The 15,137-nt window shown below is 63.1% G+C and carries 15 protein-coding genes and 1 pseudogene; 7 read left to right on the forward strand and 9 right to left on the reverse strand.

The window, feature by feature from the left end; all coding sequences use genetic code 11:
- From gatB to AABE10_RS22400, 3 genes are all read left to right on the forward strand, one after another.
- Positions 1-1,476 carry an Asp-tRNA(Asn)/Glu-tRNA(Gln) amidotransferase subunit GatB gene (gene gatB, locus AABE10_RS22390; protein WP_342935430.1) on the forward strand — a complete coding sequence of 492 codons (1,476 nt, stop codon included), beginning with the start codon at positions 1-3 and terminating at the stop codon, positions 1,474-1,476.
- Between the two features lie 160 nt (positions 1,477-1,636).
- A complete protein-coding gene (locus AABE10_RS22395) occupies positions 1,637-2,473 on the forward strand; it encodes a PPK2 family polyphosphate kinase (RefSeq protein WP_342935431.1) in 837 nt (278 codons plus the stop codon).
- A gap of 43 nt (positions 2,474-2,516) precedes the next feature.
- Positions 2,517-3,296 (forward strand): exodeoxyribonuclease III, encoded by a 780-nt coding sequence (locus tag AABE10_RS22400; RefSeq protein ID WP_342935432.1) that lies wholly within the window; start codon positions 2,517-2,519, stop codon positions 3,294-3,296.
- Between the two features lie 11 nt (positions 3,297-3,307).
- Here AABE10_RS22400 and AABE10_RS22405 read toward each other — a convergent pair whose 3' ends face one another.
- From AABE10_RS22405 to argB, 7 genes are all read right to left on the reverse strand, one after another.
- The gene (locus AABE10_RS22405; RefSeq protein WP_342935608.1) at positions 3,308-4,504 is read right to left on the reverse strand and encodes a M48 family metallopeptidase; all 1,197 of its coding nucleotides are present in this window, start codon (positions 4,502-4,504) and stop codon (positions 3,308-3,310) included.
- Positions 4,504-5,898, reverse strand: coding sequence for an AmpG family muropeptide MFS transporter (locus AABE10_RS22410; protein WP_342935433.1), 1,395 nt, complete (start codon positions 5,896-5,898; stop codon positions 4,504-4,506). Before AABE10_RS22410 ends, AABE10_RS22405 begins: the two co-directional genes overlap by 1 nt.
- A gap of 13 nt (positions 5,899-5,911) precedes the next feature.
- Complete coding sequence (gene metW, locus AABE10_RS22415) at positions 5,912-6,520, reverse strand: methionine biosynthesis protein MetW (protein WP_342935434.1); 609 nt, start codon at positions 6,518-6,520, stop codon at positions 5,912-5,914.
- A complete protein-coding gene (gene metX / locus AABE10_RS22420; RefSeq protein ID WP_342935435.1) occupies positions 6,517-7,662 on the reverse strand; it encodes a homoserine O-succinyltransferase MetX in 1,146 nt (381 codons plus the stop codon). The genes metW and metX overlap by 4 nt, the downstream gene beginning before the upstream one ends.
- Before the next feature lie 304 nt (positions 7,663-7,966).
- Complete coding sequence (gene slmA / locus AABE10_RS22425) at positions 7,967-8,632, reverse strand: nucleoid occlusion factor SlmA (protein WP_342935436.1); 666 nt, start codon at positions 8,630-8,632, stop codon at positions 7,967-7,969.
- Positions 8,599-9,402, reverse strand: a complete 804-nt coding sequence (locus AABE10_RS22430) for a pyrimidine 5'-nucleotidase (RefSeq protein WP_342935437.1) — start codon at positions 9,400-9,402, stop codon at positions 8,599-8,601. Before AABE10_RS22430 ends, slmA begins: the two co-directional genes overlap by 34 nt.
- A gap of 232 nt (positions 9,403-9,634) precedes the next feature.
- Positions 9,635-10,534 carry an acetylglutamate kinase gene (gene argB / locus AABE10_RS22435; protein ID WP_087732217.1) on the reverse strand — a complete coding sequence of 300 codons (900 nt, stop codon included), beginning with the start codon at positions 10,532-10,534 and terminating at the stop codon, positions 9,635-9,637.
- 342 nt (positions 10,535-10,876) lie between these two features.
- Between argB and AABE10_RS22440 the strand changes: the two genes are divergently transcribed.
- On the forward strand, positions 10,877-11,122 hold the full coding sequence (locus AABE10_RS22440; RefSeq protein ID WP_342935609.1) for a cysteine-rich CWC family protein: 246 nt from the start codon (positions 10,877-10,879) through the stop codon (positions 11,120-11,122).
- Positions 11,123-11,127: 5 nt separating this feature from the next.
- Here AABE10_RS22440 and AABE10_RS22445 read toward each other — a convergent pair.
- A pseudogene (locus AABE10_RS22445) lies at positions 11,128-11,428 on the reverse strand (hypothetical protein); the annotation flags it as partial.
- 125 nt (positions 11,429-11,553) lie between these two features.
- Here AABE10_RS22445 and AABE10_RS22450 point away from each other — a divergent pair.
- The 3 genes from AABE10_RS22450 to AABE10_RS22460 all read left to right on the forward strand — a co-directional run bounded on the left by AABE10_RS22450 (position 11,554) and on the right by AABE10_RS22460 (position 13,661).
- Positions 11,554-11,724, forward strand: a complete 171-nt coding sequence (locus AABE10_RS22450) for a hypothetical protein (RefSeq protein ID WP_342935438.1) — start codon at positions 11,554-11,556, stop codon at positions 11,722-11,724.
- Positions 11,725-11,817: 93 nt separating this feature from the next.
- A complete protein-coding gene (locus tag AABE10_RS22455; protein WP_342935439.1) occupies positions 11,818-13,122 on the forward strand; it encodes an ATP-binding protein in 1,305 nt (434 codons plus the stop codon).
- Complete coding sequence (locus AABE10_RS22460) at positions 13,119-13,661, forward strand: response regulator transcription factor (RefSeq protein ID WP_087732213.1); 543 nt, start codon at positions 13,119-13,121, stop codon at positions 13,659-13,661. The genes AABE10_RS22455 and AABE10_RS22460 overlap by 4 nt, the downstream gene beginning before the upstream one ends.
- Positions 13,662-13,792: 131 nt before the next feature.
- Here AABE10_RS22460 and hslU read toward each other — a convergent pair whose 3' ends face one another.
- Positions 13,793-15,133, reverse strand: a complete 1,341-nt coding sequence (gene hslU / locus AABE10_RS22465) for an ATP-dependent protease ATPase subunit HslU (protein WP_342935440.1) — start codon at positions 15,131-15,133, stop codon at positions 13,793-13,795.
- Between the last annotated feature and the right edge of the window lie 4 nt (positions 15,134-15,137).

The raw sequence follows: 15,137 nt of genomic DNA on the forward strand, positions 1-15,137 counted from the left end.
ATGACAACGCAATGGGAAGTCGTTATCGGTCTCGAGACGCACACGCAACTGTCGACGGTCTCGAAGATTTTCTCGGGCGCGGCGACGCAGTTCGGCGCCGAGCCCAACACACAGGCCTGCGCCGTCGATCTGGCGTTGCCGGGCGTGCTGCCCGTGATGAACAAGGGCGCTGTCGAGCGCGCAATCCAGTTCGGTCTCGCGATCGACGCGACGATCGCGCCGCGCAGCATCTTCGCGCGCAAGAACTACTTCTACCCTGATCTGCCGAAGGGCTATCAGATCAGCCAGTACGAGATTCCCGTCGTGCAGGGCGGCCAGATCACGATCCAGGTGCCGGCGAACGAAAAGGCGGGCGTGCCGGCGTACGAAAAGACCATCAACCTGACGCGCGCTCACCTCGAAGAGGACGCGGGCAAGTCACTCCACGAAGACTTCGCGGGCATGACGGGCATCGACCTGAATCGCGCCGGCACGCCGCTGCTCGAAATCGTCACCGAGCCGGAAATGCGCAGCGCCGCCGAAGCCGTTGCGTATGCGAAGGCGTTGCATGGTCTCGTCGTGTGGCTCGGCATCTGCGACGGCAACATGCAGGAAGGCTCGTTCCGCTGCGATGCGAACGTGTCGGTCCGTCCGTTCGGCCAGAAGGAATTCGGCACGCGCGCCGAGATCAAGAACCTGAACTCGTTCCGCTTTCTCGAAGAAGCGATCCAGTACGAAGTGCGCCGTCAGATCGAGCTGATCGAAGACGGCGGCACGGTGGTGCAGGAAACGCGTCTGTACGATCCGGACAAGCGCGAAACTCGTTCGATGCGCAGCAAGGAAGACGCGCACGACTACCGCTATTTTCCCGATCCCGATCTGATGCCGCTCGTGATCGACGCGTCGTGGGTCGAGCGCGTGAGGGGCGAATTGCCGGAATTGCCCGCGGCGATGCAGAAGCGTTTCGTCGAGCAGTACGGCCTGACCTCGTACGATGCCGGCGTCGTCACGTCGAGCAAGGCAATGGCCGCGTACTACGAAGCCGTCGTGGCGAAGGTCGGTGCAGCGCAAGCCAAGGTCGCGGCGAACTGGCTGATGGGCGAAGTGTCGTCGCAGCTGAACCGCGAAGGCCTTGACATCGCCGACAGCCCGGTTTCGGCCGCGCAACTCGCGCTGGTGCTGCAACGTATCGCCGACGGCACGATCTCGAACAAGATCGCAAAGGAAATCTTCCTGTCGATCTGGGAAGAGAAAGCCACCGACGAAGCCGCCGCCGACCGCATCATCGAAGCGAAGGGGCTCAAGCAGATTTCGGATACGGGCGCGCTCGAAGCGATCATCGACGAGGTGCTCGCCGCGAACCAGAAGTCGGTTGAAGAATTCCGCGCGGGCAAGGAAAAGGCGTTCAACGCGCTGATCGGTCAGGCGATGAAGGCGACCAAGGGCAAGGCGAATCCGCAGCAGGTCAACGAGTTGCTGAGGAAGAAGCTGGGCTGAGTGCCGTAGTGGGATCGGTAGCGGGATCGGCTCTTGCGCGCAGCGTGTCGCGCGCGGGGCCATGACGGGCTGTTGTCGCATCGAAAGTGGCGCAACGGCCCGTTTGCTTTTTCAATCGGCGTGACGTGTCGCCGCGAAGGAGAAACAGGAGAAAACAGCAATGGCAAAGAAGAACGGTCTCGACGGATATCGTGTGCCTTTTTTCGACGACGGCAACAAGTCGAAATTTTCTCTCGCCAGCATCGATCCGTCGTCGAAGCCGTTTTCAACGGGATCGAAGGAGACCGACCGCGAGCGTCTCGCTGAAATCGGCACGCTGCTCGACGCGCAGCAGGAGCGCCTGCACGCGCAGCGTGTTCAGCGCGTGCTGCTCGTGCTGCAAGGGATGGACACGAGCGGCAAGGACGGCACGATACGCGCGGTGTTTCATGAAGTCGATCCGCTCGGCTTGCGCATCGTGCCGTTCAAGGCGCCGACGCCGATCGAGCTCGCGCACGACTTTCTGTGGCGCGTGCATTCGCAGGCACCCGCGGCCGGCGAACTGACGATCTTCAATCGCAGCCACTACGAAGACGTGCTCGTGCCTTATGTTCTCGGCTCGCTGGACAAGGACGAACGCAATCGCCGCTACCGGCACATTCGCGACTTCGAACGGATGCTGGCGGAAAACGGCACGACGATCATCAAATGCATGCTGCACATATCGGAGGACGAGCAGCGTGAGCGTTTGCAATCGCGCATCGACGATCCGACGAAGCACTGGAAATTCGACGTCTCCGATCTCGACGCGCGCAAGCTGTGGGACAAGTATCAGGTCGCGTACGAGGAAGCACTCGCGACGACATCGACGGAATACGCGCCGTGGCATGTGATACCCGCCGACTCGAAGACGCATCGCAACGTGATGGTCGGCGAGCTGCTGCTGCGCACGTTCGAGTCGCTGAAGCTCGAATTCCCACCCGCCAAAGAATCGCTAAAAGGCGTGATAGTCGAGTGAACGTCACGTCGTCGAATAAACGAAAACATAACGAAGGAAAAACATGTTGCGTGTGATCACCGCCAATCTGAACGGCATCCGTTCGGCAGCCAAGAAAGGCTTTTTCGAATGGTTCGGCGAGCAGAAGGCCGATGTCGTGTGCGTGCAGGAAATCAAATGCTCGCAGGACGACATGACGCCTGAATTCCTCGCGCCGCACGGCTTTACCGGCTATTTTCAGCACGCCGTGAAGAAGGGCTATAGCGGCGCGGGCGTCTATACGCGTCACGAGCCGGATGAAGTCGTGATCGGCTTCGGCAGCGAAGAATTCGATCCCGAAGGGCGCTACGTGGAGGCGCGTTTCGGCAATCTGTCGGTGATCTCGGTATATGTGCCGTCGGGGTCGAGCGGCGACGAGCGCCAGCAGGCCAAGTACCGTTTCATGGATGTGTTCATGCCGCATCTCGCCGAGCTGTCGACAGAGCGCGAAGTGATCCTGTGCGGCGACGTGAACATCGTGCACAAGGAAATCGACATCAAGAACTGGAAGGGCAATCAGAAGAACTCGGGCTGTCTGCCGGAAGAACGCGCGTGGCTGACGAAGCTCTTCGACGACGTCGGTTACGTCGACGTTTTCCGCACGCTCGACCCGCGGCCCGAGCAATACACATGGTGGAGCAATCGCGGTCAGGCGTACGCGAAGAACGTCGGGTGGCGTATCGACTATCAGATCGCGACGCCGGGCATTGCGGCCACCGCGAAAAAGACCTCGATTTTCCGCGACATCAAGTTCAGCGATCACGCGCCGCTGACCGTCGACTACAACCACACGCTCGCGACATAACCGCTCGCGCGTCAGTCGCTCGCGGTCGTGCGGCGCGGGCGGCCGATGCCCGCGTAGTCGGGCAGCGCATCGACCGTCTTGCCGATCGCCTTTGCGTACAGCGGCAGCATGTCGGGCAGGCGCTTCATGATGTCCGCGCGGCGCACCGGGTTGTACGGATGCACGTAGATGAAGCCCTGATCGCGGTTATTGCGCGTTGCGACGGCGAGCTTGTCCCATAGCGTGATCGCCGCGCGCGGATCGAAGCCCGCTCGCGACGCAATCTCGCTGCCGATCACATCGGCTTCCGTTTCGTCGGCGCGTTCATACTTCATTTCCAGCAGCTGCGTGCCGATGCCGAGCGGCGCTTCGCCGAGATCGGCGAGACCGAAGAGCGGCGGCATCGTCCCCGAGCCCAGTTGCGCGGCCTGCTGTTCGCCGAGACGCTCGCGCGCGTGTTCACGCAGCGCATGCGCGATCTCGTGACCAAGCAGCATGCCGAGTTCGTTGTCGTTCAGGCGCACCTTGTCGAGCATGCCGCCATAGATGACGATCTTGCCGCCCGGCAGGCAGTACGCGCGAATGTCCGATGAACGCAGCACCGCGATGTCCCACTTCCAGTTCTTCGCGCGATCGCTCCACTTCAGCGAATAAGGGATCAGCTTGTCGACGATGGACTGCACGCGCGTCACGCGCGCATCCGATGGCGGGTAAAGCCGGTTCATGTGCTCGGCGCCGCGCGCGATCTGATCGAATTCCTCAGCGGATTGGCTTTCCAGCATCGGCGATGGAATCAGATTGCGAAACACAGCGTAGTTGCCGTAGCGCAATTGCTGGCTCGGCTGGAAGGCGGTCGGCGCAGACGCGGCCGAAGCAGGCGCGGGATTCCGCGCCGTGACGGGAGCGGGCGGCGGCGCGGAGGCCGCCGTCGTTGGCGCCGATGCGCCCGACGCCGCCGATTCGGCCTTCGGCGCTGACGGTGCAGACGGCGCCGAAGGAGCAGCGGGCGCGCCGGCCGTGGAGGATGCATTCGCGGCGGGCGGCGCGCTGACATTCGACGCCGTGTCGGCGGCGCGCGCCTGCCACGACGCAGCGCCCAACATCACGCACGCAGCGCTGACGGCCAGACGCAATGCATGCGCCCGCACGAGCACGCGATATGCAGGAGCCTCAGCGGAACGGGCGCGCAGGGCCGATCGGTTGGCTGCGCGCCGTGACGCGAACACCATCACGACTGCTTTCTCCAAGGGGCGATCCGGAACAACAGTAGCATGCCGGGCAAAGCGAGCGCCGTGCAGACGATGAAGTAGTCGAACCATCCGATTCGCGCGACGAGAAAGCCGCTCGCCGCCGATGCGAGCGTGCGCGGCACGGAAGCCAGCGACGTGAAGAGCGCGAATTGGGTCGCCGTATAGCGTGGGTCGGTGGTGCTCGCGATGTATGCGGTGAACGCAGCAAGTGTCAGGCCCGTCGCGAAGGTTTCGAAGCCGTAGACGATCGCGAGCGCAACCGACATCGGATCGAGCTGCACGGTCCAGCCGATGCCTAGCAGCGACAGCAGCTTCGTCGTGGCCGCGCTCAGCGCGACGGCGATGTCGTAGACGACCGTCAGTCCCGGCGACGTCGGCCCGACATGCGCAAGCCACGCAAAGCCGAGCGTCGACACCATCTGCAGGATGCCGAATATCCACAGCCCGCGTCCAATGCCGATGCGCATCAGCGCGATGCCGCCGATGATGCCGCCCGCGAGGCTCGCGCCGAACGCCGTCGTCTTCGCGATCACGCCGATCTGCGTGCGCGAGAAGCCTATGTCGAGAAAGAACGAAGTGGACAGCGTGGTCGCCATCGTATCGCCGAGCTTGTACAGGAAGATGAAGCCGAGCACGAACAGGGCGCCGCGCCAGCCGTCGCGCAGAATGAATTCGTGGAACGGTTCGATGATCGCGTCGCGCAGATTCTTCGGCGGCGCGCCGTGCACTTCGGGTTCGCGCACGACGAGCGTCATGACCATGCCGGGCAGCATGAACGCAGCCGTCACGATGAACACGGTCGCCCACGGCAGATGATCGGAAAGAATCAGCGCGAGCGAACCGGGCACGAGCGCCGCGACCTTGTACGCGTTCACGTGCACCGCGTTGCCGAGACCCTGCTCGGCGTCGTGCAGTAGTTCGCGCCGATAGGCGTCGATCGAAATGTCCTGGCTCGCGCCGAAGAACGCGACGAGCGCCGTCAGCGCGGCGACCGTCCAGATCGAATCACGCGGCGACACGATGCCGAGCGACGCGATCGCAGCGGCGACGAGAATCTGCGTGACGAGCATCCAGCCTCGCCGGCGCCCCGGTTGCCAGCCTGGCAGACGCGGCACATAGCGATCCATCAGCGGCGCCCAGACGAATTTCCACGTATAGGGAAACTGGATCAGCGCGAACAGGCCGATTTCCTTCAGGTTCACGCCTTCTGAGCGCAGCCAGGCCTGGACGAGATAGACGAGCGTGAAGAGCGGCAACCCCGACGTGAAGCCGAGGAAGACGCAGATCAGCATGCGCGTGTTGAGAAACGCGCGCCAGCCGGGATGTTCTTCGTGAGCGGTAAGTGCGGGCGCCTCGTGTGGCGGGTTCGACATGAGTTGAGTGACGTTAGCTTTTCTTGACGCGATAGACCGCAAGACTACCACGCCAGTTCACGCCCCAACGCACCACCTGTCCGCCGTGCAGCACCACGCGATCGAGAATCTCGATGCCGACTTCCGGCGCGAGCGCTTCGAAGTCCTTGATCGTCAGCACGCGCACGTTTGGCGTGTTGTGCCACTGATAAGGCAGCGACTTCGACACGGGCATGCGTCCCTTCAACACCGACAGACGGTGCGCCCAATAGCCGAAGTTCGGGAACGAAACGATGCATTCCTTGCCGACGCGCACGGTCTCGCGCAGGATCGCGGCCGTCTGATGGATGGTCTGCAGCGTTTGAGAGAGGATCGCAAAATCGAAGCTGCCGTCCTCGAAGAGACGCAAGCCGTCTTCCAGATTCTGCTGGATCACGTTGATGCCGTTTTTCGTCGACGCAAGCACGCCGGCATCGTTGATCTCGATGCCGTAGCCGCTGACTTCGAGTTCTTCGGCGAGCAGCGACAGCAGCGAGCCGTCGCCGCAACCCAGGTCGAGCACCGTCGCGCGGGGTTCGACCCAGCGGGCGATCGCGCGGAAATCGGGGCGCGTCGCAAGATAATCGAAAGCGCGCTCGTTCATGCGTTCACCTCGGCTGCAATGCGTTCGTAGTAGGCGCGCATCAGGTTGTGATAGCGCGCGTCGTCGAGAAGGAAGGCGTCGTGGCCGTGCGGCGCGTCGATCTCGCCGTACGTCACCTGACGCTTGTGATCGAGCAGCGCCTTCACCAGTTCGCGCGACCGCGCAGGCGCGAAACGCCAATCGGTTGCGAAGCTCGCGATCAGATACTTCGCCTTCGTGTGCGCGAGCGCGGCCGTGAGGTCGCCGTCGTAGGCCTTCGCGGGATCGAAGTAATCGAGCGCGCGCGTGATCAGCAGATAAGTGTTCGCGTCGAAGTAATCGGCGAACTTCTCGCCCTGGTAGCGCAGATACGATTCCACTTCGAACTCGACATCGAAGTTGAAGTTGTACACGTCGTCCGCGCCCTCCGCGCGACGCAGCGCGCGGCCGAATTTCGCGGCCATGTCGTCGTCGGACAGATACGTGATGTGGCCGATCATCCGCGCGACGCGCAGCCCGCGCTTCGGCTTCACGCCGTGCGCGTAGTAATCGCCGCCGTGAAAGTCCGGGTCGGACAGGATCGACGAGCGCGCCACCTCGTTGAACGCGATGTTCTGCGCGGAGAGCTTCGGCGTCGACGCGATCACGATGCAATGCGCGAGCCGGTCCGGGTACATCATGCTCCACGCGAGCGCCTGCATGCCGCCGAGGCTGCCGCCCATCACCGCCGCGAATTTCTCGATGCCGAACGCGTCGGCCACGAGCGCCTGCGCGTTCACCCAGTCTTCGACGGTCACGACGGGAAAGCTCGCGCCATACGGACGGCCCGTCGACGGATCGATGCTCATCGGACCCGTCGAGCCGAAGCACGAACCGAGGTTGTTCACGCCGATCACGAAGAAGCGGTTCGTATCGAGCGGCTTGCCGGGACCGACCATGTTGTCCCACCAGCCGACGTTCTTCGGATCATCCGCGTAGACGCCCGCGACATGATGCGACGCGTTGAGCGCGTGGCACACGAGCACGGCATTGCTGCGCGCGGCGTTGAGCACGCCGTAGGTTTCGACCACGAGGTCGTAGTTCGCGAGCGAGCTGCCGCTTTGCAGGCGCAGCGGCTCGGAGAAATGCATTGTTTGTGGAGCGACGATCCCGATCGATTCCATTCATTCCGCCTTCTGACATGGGGCGGCTAAATGGTGTCGGCGATTGCGCGGAGGAAGAATGTGCGCGGCTGACGACCTCTTTAGCCGCATTTATAGTGAACCGCGATGACCGATAGATCACATCCGCTGGTTCGCGCGCCCGCAATCGAGTCAGCAAATCGGCGCGCTGTACTGCTTCTTTATTGGACCGTCAGAAACGGTCAAGCGCAAAGTATAGCGGAAAACGCGCGGAAAAATCGGCGGGATGCACGGGCTGGCGAGCTGCGGCGGATTCGCTCGCGGCCTGGCCATCACTCAAGTTGACTCATTGAAGGATGAGCCGCAATTGCGCGTCGGCCTGTTCGATGGGCGCGCGCGAGAAGCCGCTGCGTACATAGCGATGCCAGCGTCCGATGATGTAGCTGACCAGCAGGCTCGCGCGCACGACGGGATCGTAGTCGGCGGGAAGCGGGATCGCGTCCGGCGCGTTCTGGTTCGACGCATCCATCAGCCCGAGCCGCAGACATTGCTTGAGCGACGCCTCGACGCGTTCGAGCAGCTGGTTGACCCGCTCGGTGAGCCTCTCATGCTCGCCGACGAGCGCTTCGCACGTCAGCACGCGCGTCATGCCGGGATTCTTCGCTGAAAAGTTGAGCAGCGTGAGCGCGATTGCGCGTGCCTGCAATACGCCATTCGGCTCTTTCGCGATGATCTGGTTGATGAGCCCGAACAGCGTCTGCTCGATGAACTCGATCAACCCTTCGAACATCTGCGCCTTGCTCGCGAAATGACGATACAGCGCGGCTTCCGATACGCCGAGCCGCGCCGCGAGTGCCGCCGTGGTGATCTTTTCGTTCCTCGGGACCTCCAGCATCGCGGCGAGCGTCTGGAGGATGTGCACGCGCCGCTCGCCGGGTTTGAGGCGTGTGGCGCGCGCGGTGGTCGACTGCTCTTCGGTTACGTCCTCGTCATGCTTGCGAACAGGCTGCATGTCTGTCGTCCCTGTTGTTGACCCGCCTCGCGTCCCGCGCGGGTGCCCAGTCTCAACGATTTTAGCGAACGAATCCGGCGGTCGACATAGTGCGGGCGGCCCGTTCCCGGCAGGCGCGCAAGGCTGCCGTCCGCGCGCCGCTGACGCGCCAAATGGCCGACGATCCACACCGTGCGGATGCCCAGACGCCGATAGTTCTTCAGATGGCTGCGCGTGTCCTCGACGAGAATCGCATCGGCGAGACGCACGTGCGCGTCGCGCATCGCACGGCGCAGCATCGCGTGATCGGGCTTCGCGCGCCACATGCGCTGGTCGCGCATGTGCTCGATCGCGATCACGCGCTCGAACAGCCGCTCGATGCCCAGCTCTTTCAGCACGTCGAGCGCGTACGTTTCGGGCGCGTTGGTCAGCACGATCTTGCGGCCGGGCAGCGCATCGACGAGACGTTTCAGGCCGCGCTCGCTGCGCAGCATCGAGCGCAGATCGGGAAACGTGTGCACGACTTTCAGGAAGTCATGCGGATCGACGGGATGATGGCGCGTGAGCCCGAGCAGCGCCGCGCCGTAGCGCTGCGTGTAGCCGGTGCGCAGACGGTTCGCTTCGTCGCGTTCCACTTGCAGCGCGTCGATGATGTACTGCGTCATCGCGGTGTTGATCGCGGGAAAGATCGCGTGCGACGCGTGATGCAGCGTGTTGTCGAGATCGAACAGCCAGACGGGATTGCCGGCGTGAATCTGCGGCCGACGACGCTTCGGACGGGAAGTGCGCATGATGTGACGCGTGATGTGTCGCGCGCAGGGTGACGACGGCTGCGATGCGAAGCAGGCGGCGCGCGATGCGTGCGGGGAAGAAGCGTGAGACAGCGCAGCGTGCTGCGCGAAAAGACCGAAGACCAGTATGCCTTCTGCGAAGCACGACGGCCAGCGTGCCGTGCTTCGCGTGATGCTTTGAGCTTGCTTTGTAGCCGGGATGCCGCATAAAAGCGCGGCGGGCACGATGCGCTCAGTGCGAGCGGATCATCGTGCCGAATGGCTGTTCCGTCAGGATTTCGAGCAGCACCGAGTGCTCGATGCGGCCGTCGATGATGTGCACCGAACGGACGCCGCTCTTCGCCGCGTCGAGTGCCGATGAAATCTTCGGCAGCATGCCGCCCGAGATCGTGCCGTCCGCGAACAGCGCGTCGATTTCGCGCGCCGACAGATCCGTCAGCAGCGTCCCTTCTTTGTCCATCACGCCGGGGATGTTCGTCATCATCACGAGCTTCTCGGCGTTCAGCACGACGGCGAGCTTGCCCGCGACCAGGTCCGCGTTGATGTTGTACGACAGGCCGTCTTCGCCGAAGCCGATGGGCGAGATGACGGGAATAAACGCGTCGTCCTGCAACGCTTTCACCACAGCCGGGTTGATCTGCTCGACTTCGCCGACCTGGCCGATGTCGACGTATTGTCCCGGGTTGTCGCGGTCCGGCATCATCAGCTTGCGCGCGTGGATCAGGCCGCCGTCCTTGCCCGTCAGACCGACCGCGTGGCCGCCGAAGTGATTGATCAGCGTGACGATGTCCTGCTGCACTTCGCCGCCGAGCACCCATTCGACCACTTCCATCGTCTCTTCGTCGGTGACGCGCATGCCCTGGATGAACGTGCCCTGCTTGCCGATTTTCTTCAACGCCTGATCGATTTGCGGACCGCCGCCGTGCACGATCACCGGGTTGATGCCGACCAGTTTCAACAGGATCACGTCGCGCGCGAAGCCCTGCTTCAGGCGCTCTTCCGTCATCGCGTTGCCGCCGTATTTGATGACGACGGTCTTGCCGTGATACTGGCGAATATAGGGCAGAGCCTCGGCGAGAATTTCAGCCTTCAGCGTGGGTGCGATCTGGGACAGGTCGGGGATCTCGGACATGGCGGCGGCTCGGACAGGGAAACGGTTAAAACAAGGCCGAATTGTACACAACTGGCGCGGTGCAACAGGGATTTCGACGCGTGCTGCCATGGCGATCAAGGCCGCTTTTCCGCACTGCGAAAACAGACGCTTTGGGGTCGGCTGTCGACCGCTTTCTGACTGGCGCCGGACAGGGTTTTGGTCCGAAATCCGGCCGGGAAAGTTCTCATGCGAATGAAGCTCCGTTCGACGCTTGTCGGAATACCGCGTGCGCCCGTTTTTCGTCGCGACGGGCAGGCGTTTTGCTCGGTCCTCCGGACGTGGCATCATGTTTGTGTCACCGACCGGTTTCATCCTGCTGTCATGAACCCGTCCCCATTCGAATCGCCCGAATTCTCCGAAGCATCCAGCGCGCGCTGCCCGCGCTGCCGCCGCGTGTTCGACTGCGGCGCGCGCGGCGACAGGTCGACGTGCTGGTGCGTCTCGATGCCCGCGCTGCCCGCCGATGCGCTGAAGGCGGGCACCGGCTGTCTGTGCCCCGAATGTCTCGCCGATGCAATTGCGCGCGAACGTGCGTCGGCGCAAGGCGTGGCCGCCGCGCCGGAATAGGCCGGCGTACACACCGTAATCACCCGATCGAGTGCGCCGATATACGCGGCGGTGTCGTCGAACGTCCCGAACTCCGCGGTGTGGTCGGCGATATCGAGCCCGGCAGTGCGCGGCGGCGACATCGGCCCCTGCGCCTGGTTGCAGCGAATAGAAGGCGACGTCATCGAGTTCGCGCAAGCAGTCCACGTAAGGCTCGAGGCCGACCCAGCTATACGGATCTCGCTGATGCCCGTGGCTGCCCGTCCAGACGAGACTGACCTTCAGCCGTTTTTCGCCCGCGAGCCGGTTGTGCCATGCGTCGACGGCTGCTTCGATCTGCGATTTCATGCGCCATCGCTTCACCATCGTCAACCTGTATGAGCCAGAATGAGCGGCCGATGTCTTACCCATGTCCCCTCCCACCCGTTACCCATGTCTCGGGTCCATACAGCATGTCGAACAGCAAGGCAGCGACAGCAGCAATGGGAGGCGGCCCGAAGCCAGATGTCATGGGCGGTTTGATCGCGTTGCTGTTGCGCGGCGGCCGCATGACGCAGGAGTGTCTGGAAGGAATCCAAAAGAACTTGATCTGGATCAAGAGACGTCTTAAGCATTATCAGTAAAGAGTGGCGAGCGCACGTTAAACAACAATGGAAACTATAGTTTCGGAAGTCCGATCGATGAATCGGGCCGCTCCCAACAGGTAAACTTTCAGGATGCAGCGCATAACCCTCACTGGCCGGGTCAACCTCGGACATCTCTTCTGGCTACGCAGTCTCGCCATCATTGGCCAGCTCGTGACGATCGCGTTCGTCCAGATTTTTGTCGGCGTGAAGCTGCCGTTGCCGGCGATGCTCCTCATCATCGGTCTCGAAGTGGTCTTCAACGGGCTTACGTGGCTGCGCGTGTCGCGTCAGAAGCCGGAGTCGAGCCTCGAACTGTTCGGGCAACTGTGGGTCGATCTCGGTGCGCTGTCCGCGCTGCTGTTTCTCTCGGGCGGCACGACCAATCCGTTCGTCTCCCTGTATCTGCCGTCGCTGGCCATTGCGGCCGCCGTGTTGCCGTGGCATCTGATGGCGTGGCTCGCCGCGTTCGCGGTCGCCTGTTATGCGGTGCTCGGCTTCGAATCGGTGCCGCTCAATCTCGACAACCCCGCGAACCTGTTCGACTACTATCGCGCCGGCATGTGGGTGAACTTCATGGTGAGCGTTGGCCTGATCGCGTGGTTCGTGGCGCGGATGTCGCGCGCGCTGCGTCAGCGCGATACCGCGCTCGGCGAGGCGCAACAGCGCCTGTTGCGCGACGAGCGCGCCGTTGCGCTGGGCGTGCAGGCCGCGACGGTCGCGCACGAAATCGGCACGCCGCTTTCGACGATCGCGATGCTCACCGAGGAACTGCGCGATTCCGCGCGCACCGACGCAGGCCTTGAGCCCTACGTCGCCGATCTCGACATCCTCGACCAGCAGATGACCTTGTGCAAATCGGCGCTCGCGCGTCTGCGCAGCCGCGCATCGACGCAGGGCAGCCGCCAGCGTGTCGACGAGTGGCTCGGTTCGTTCGCCGATCAATGGCGGCTGCGCCATCCGCACGTCAAGTTCGAGCGCCTGGGCGAGCCGCCTGCCGACGTCTCGATCGACGACACGGTTGCCGTCAGCCAGATTCTCACGATCCTGCTCGACAACGCCGCGCGCGCGAGCCGCGATCATGTGACGCTGGCCGCAAAGCTCGCTCCACATGATTCGATCGAGTTCGAAGTCTGCGACGCGGGGCCGGGCGTGCCGGCGTCGTTGCGCAGCGTGCTTGGCGCGGCGCCCGTCGACAGCACGCAAGGCGGGCATGGCGTCGGGCTGTATCTGGCATTTTCGGCGGCGGCGCGGCTCGGTGGATCGATCGAGCTCGCCGATGTCAGTGAAATCAAGCCGCGCGGAACACGCGCAGTGTTGCGGTTGCCTTTGGCCCGCGAGCAAACGGGCGCGGGCCGGCATGGCGCCGCGTCGTCCAATACGGAGAAACAAGCATGAGCGACAAGAATTTTCTGGTGATCGACGACGACGAAGTGTTCTCCGGCATCCTCGCACGCGGTTTGACGCGCCGGGGCTTCACGGTGTCCGAAGCGCACAATGCCGACGAAGCGATCCGCCTGGCCAATCAGCAGAAGTTCGGGCAGATCACGGTCGACCTGCATCTGGGCAACGACTCGGGCCTGAATCTCGTCGCGCCGTTGCGCGACCTGCAACCCGACGCGCGGATGCTGGTGCTGACGGGCTACGCGAGCATCGCGACGGCGGTGCAGGCGGTGAAGGATGGCGCGGACAACTATCTGGCAAAGCCCGCGAACGTCGAGACGATTCTCTCTGCGCTGCAAACGGAAGCGAGCGTGCTGCAAGCGGAAGAGGCCATTGAAAAGCCGGTGCCGCTGTCGGTGGCGCGGCTCGAATGGGAGCACATCCAGCGCGTGCTCGCCGAAAACGGCGGCAACATTTCGGCGACGGCGCGCGCGTTGAACATGCACCGGCGCACGCTTCAGCGCAAGCTGGCGAAGCGGCCGGTCAAGCAATGATGCCCTTGCCATCGCATCGAATGCGATAGATGGCGTGCTTCGCACGCATGTGAAAACGGGCGACGCTCCTCGCGGAGCGCCGCCCGTTTCGCCTGGTTCTTCGTTCGAGTGCTTGCTGGGAGACGCGCGAATCAGAGCACGTAGCGCGACAGATCCTCGTCTTGCGCGACGTCGTTCAGCGCACCATCGACATACGCCGCGTCGATCACCACGCTCTTGCCCGCGTGATTGCCCGCCGAGAACGACACTTCTTCGAGCAGCTTCTCGATCACCGTATAGAGACGGCGCGCGCCGATGTTTTCCGTCTTCTCGTTCACCGAGTAGGCGATTTCCGCGAGACGGCGGATACCGTCGTCGGCGAATTCGAGGTGCACGTCTTCCGTCTCGAGCAACGCCTGGTATTGCTTGACGAGGCTCGCGTCGGTGGCGACGAGAATCGATTCGAAGTCTTTCACCGACAGCGAATCGAGTTCGACTCGAATCGGAAAGCGGCCTTGCAGTTCGGGAATCAGATCGCTGGGCTTGGCGAGGTGGAACGCGCCGCTCGCGATGAACAGGATATGATCGGTCTTCACCATCCCGTACTTCGTGCTGATCGTCGTGCCTTCGACGAGCGGCAGCAGATCGCGCTGCACGCCCTGACGCGAGACTTCGCCGGTACCCGCTTCGTTGCGCGACGCGATCTTGTCGATTTCATCGAGGAACACGATGCCGTTCTGCTCGACGTTCTGCACGGCCCTCGTCTTGACCTCTTCGTCATTCAGCATCTTCGACGCTTCTTCGTCGGTGAGGAGCTTCAGCGCTTCTTTCACCTTCACCTTGCGGCGCGTCTTCTTGCCGCCGCCAAGATTCGCGAACATCGAACGGATCTGCTCGGTCATGTCTTCCATGCCGGGCGGCCCCATGATGTCCATCGCCGGCTGCGGCATCTCGATGTCGAGCTCGATTTCCTTGTCGTCGAGCGCGCCTTCGCGCAGGCGCTTGCGGAACGTCTGACGCGTCGTGTTCGATTCGTCGCCGCTCGCTTCGTGGCCCGAGCCGAAGCCGACCGTGCGCGCGCCCGGTAGCAGGATATCGAGGATGCGGTCTTCGGCGAGATCTTCGGCCTTCGTGCGGACCTTGCGCATTTCCGTCTCGCGCGTCTGCTTGACGGAGATTTCCATCAGGTCGCGCACGATGCTGTCGACGTCGCGGCCGACATAGCCGACTTCCGTGAACTTGGTTGCTTCGATCTTGATGAACGGCGCGTCCGCGAGCTTCGCGAGACGCCGCGCGATTTCCGTCTTGCCGACGCCCGTCGGCCCGATCATCAGGATGTTCTTCGGCGTGATTTCCTGGCGCAGCGGCTCGGCGACCTGCTGGCGGCGCCAGCGATTGCGCAGCGCGACCGCGACAGCTTTCTTCGCGCGATGCTGGCCGATGATGTGCTTGTCGAGTTCCGAGACGATCTCGGCGGGAGTCATGGTGCTCATCGTG

The organism is Paraburkholderia diazotrophica (assembly GCF_038900755.1).
In the GTDB taxonomy this organism is placed as follows: domain Bacteria; phylum Pseudomonadota; class Gammaproteobacteria; order Burkholderiales; family Burkholderiaceae; genus Paraburkholderia; species Paraburkholderia diazotrophica_A.

What these genes read in the sequence shown, in the direction of transcription:
- gatB (WP_342935430.1), top strand. Translation starts at nt 1, where the DNA reads ATGACAACGCAATGGGAAGTCGTTATCGGTCTCGAGACGCACACGCAA.
- AABE10_RS22395 (WP_342935431.1), top strand. Translation starts at nt 1,637, where the DNA reads ATGGCAAAGAAGAACGGTCTCGACGGATATCGTGTGCCTTTTTTCGAC.
- AABE10_RS22400 (WP_342935432.1), top strand. Translation starts at nt 2,517, where the DNA reads ATGTTGCGTGTGATCACCGCCAATCTGAACGGCATCCGTTCGGCAGCC.
- AABE10_RS22405 (WP_342935608.1), bottom strand. Translation starts at nt 4,504, where the DNA reads ATGGTGTTCGCGTCACGGCGCGCAGCCAACCGATCGGCCCTGCGCGCC.
- AABE10_RS22410 (WP_342935433.1), bottom strand. Translation starts at nt 5,898, where the DNA reads ATGTCGAACCCGCCACACGAGGCGCCCGCACTTACCGCTCACGAAGAA.
- metW (WP_342935434.1), bottom strand. Translation starts at nt 6,520, where the DNA reads ATGAACGAGCGCGCTTTCGATTATCTTGCGACGCGCCCCGATTTCCGC.
- metX (WP_342935435.1), bottom strand. Translation starts at nt 7,662, where the DNA reads ATGGAATCGATCGGGATCGTCGCTCCACAAACAATGCATTTCTCCGAG.
- slmA (WP_342935436.1), bottom strand. Translation starts at nt 8,632, where the DNA reads ATGCAGCCTGTTCGCAAGCATGACGAGGACGTAACCGAAGAGCAGTCG.
- AABE10_RS22430 (WP_342935437.1), bottom strand. Translation starts at nt 9,402, where the DNA reads ATGCGCACTTCCCGTCCGAAGCGTCGTCGGCCGCAGATTCACGCCGGC.
- argB (WP_087732217.1), bottom strand. Translation starts at nt 10,534, where the DNA reads ATGTCCGAGATCCCCGACCTGTCCCAGATCGCACCCACGCTGAAGGCT.
- AABE10_RS22440 (WP_342935609.1), top strand. Translation starts at nt 10,877, where the DNA reads ATGAACCCGTCCCCATTCGAATCGCCCGAATTCTCCGAAGCATCCAGC.
- AABE10_RS22450 (WP_342935438.1), top strand. Translation starts at nt 11,554, where the DNA reads ATGTCGAACAGCAAGGCAGCGACAGCAGCAATGGGAGGCGGCCCGAAG.
- AABE10_RS22455 (WP_342935439.1), top strand. Translation starts at nt 11,818, where the DNA reads ATGCAGCGCATAACCCTCACTGGCCGGGTCAACCTCGGACATCTCTTC.
- AABE10_RS22460 (WP_087732213.1), top strand. Translation starts at nt 13,119, where the DNA reads ATGAGCGACAAGAATTTTCTGGTGATCGACGACGACGAAGTGTTCTCC.
- hslU (WP_342935440.1), bottom strand. Translation starts at nt 15,133, where the DNA reads ATGAGCACCATGACTCCCGCCGAGATCGTCTCGGAACTCGACAAGCAC.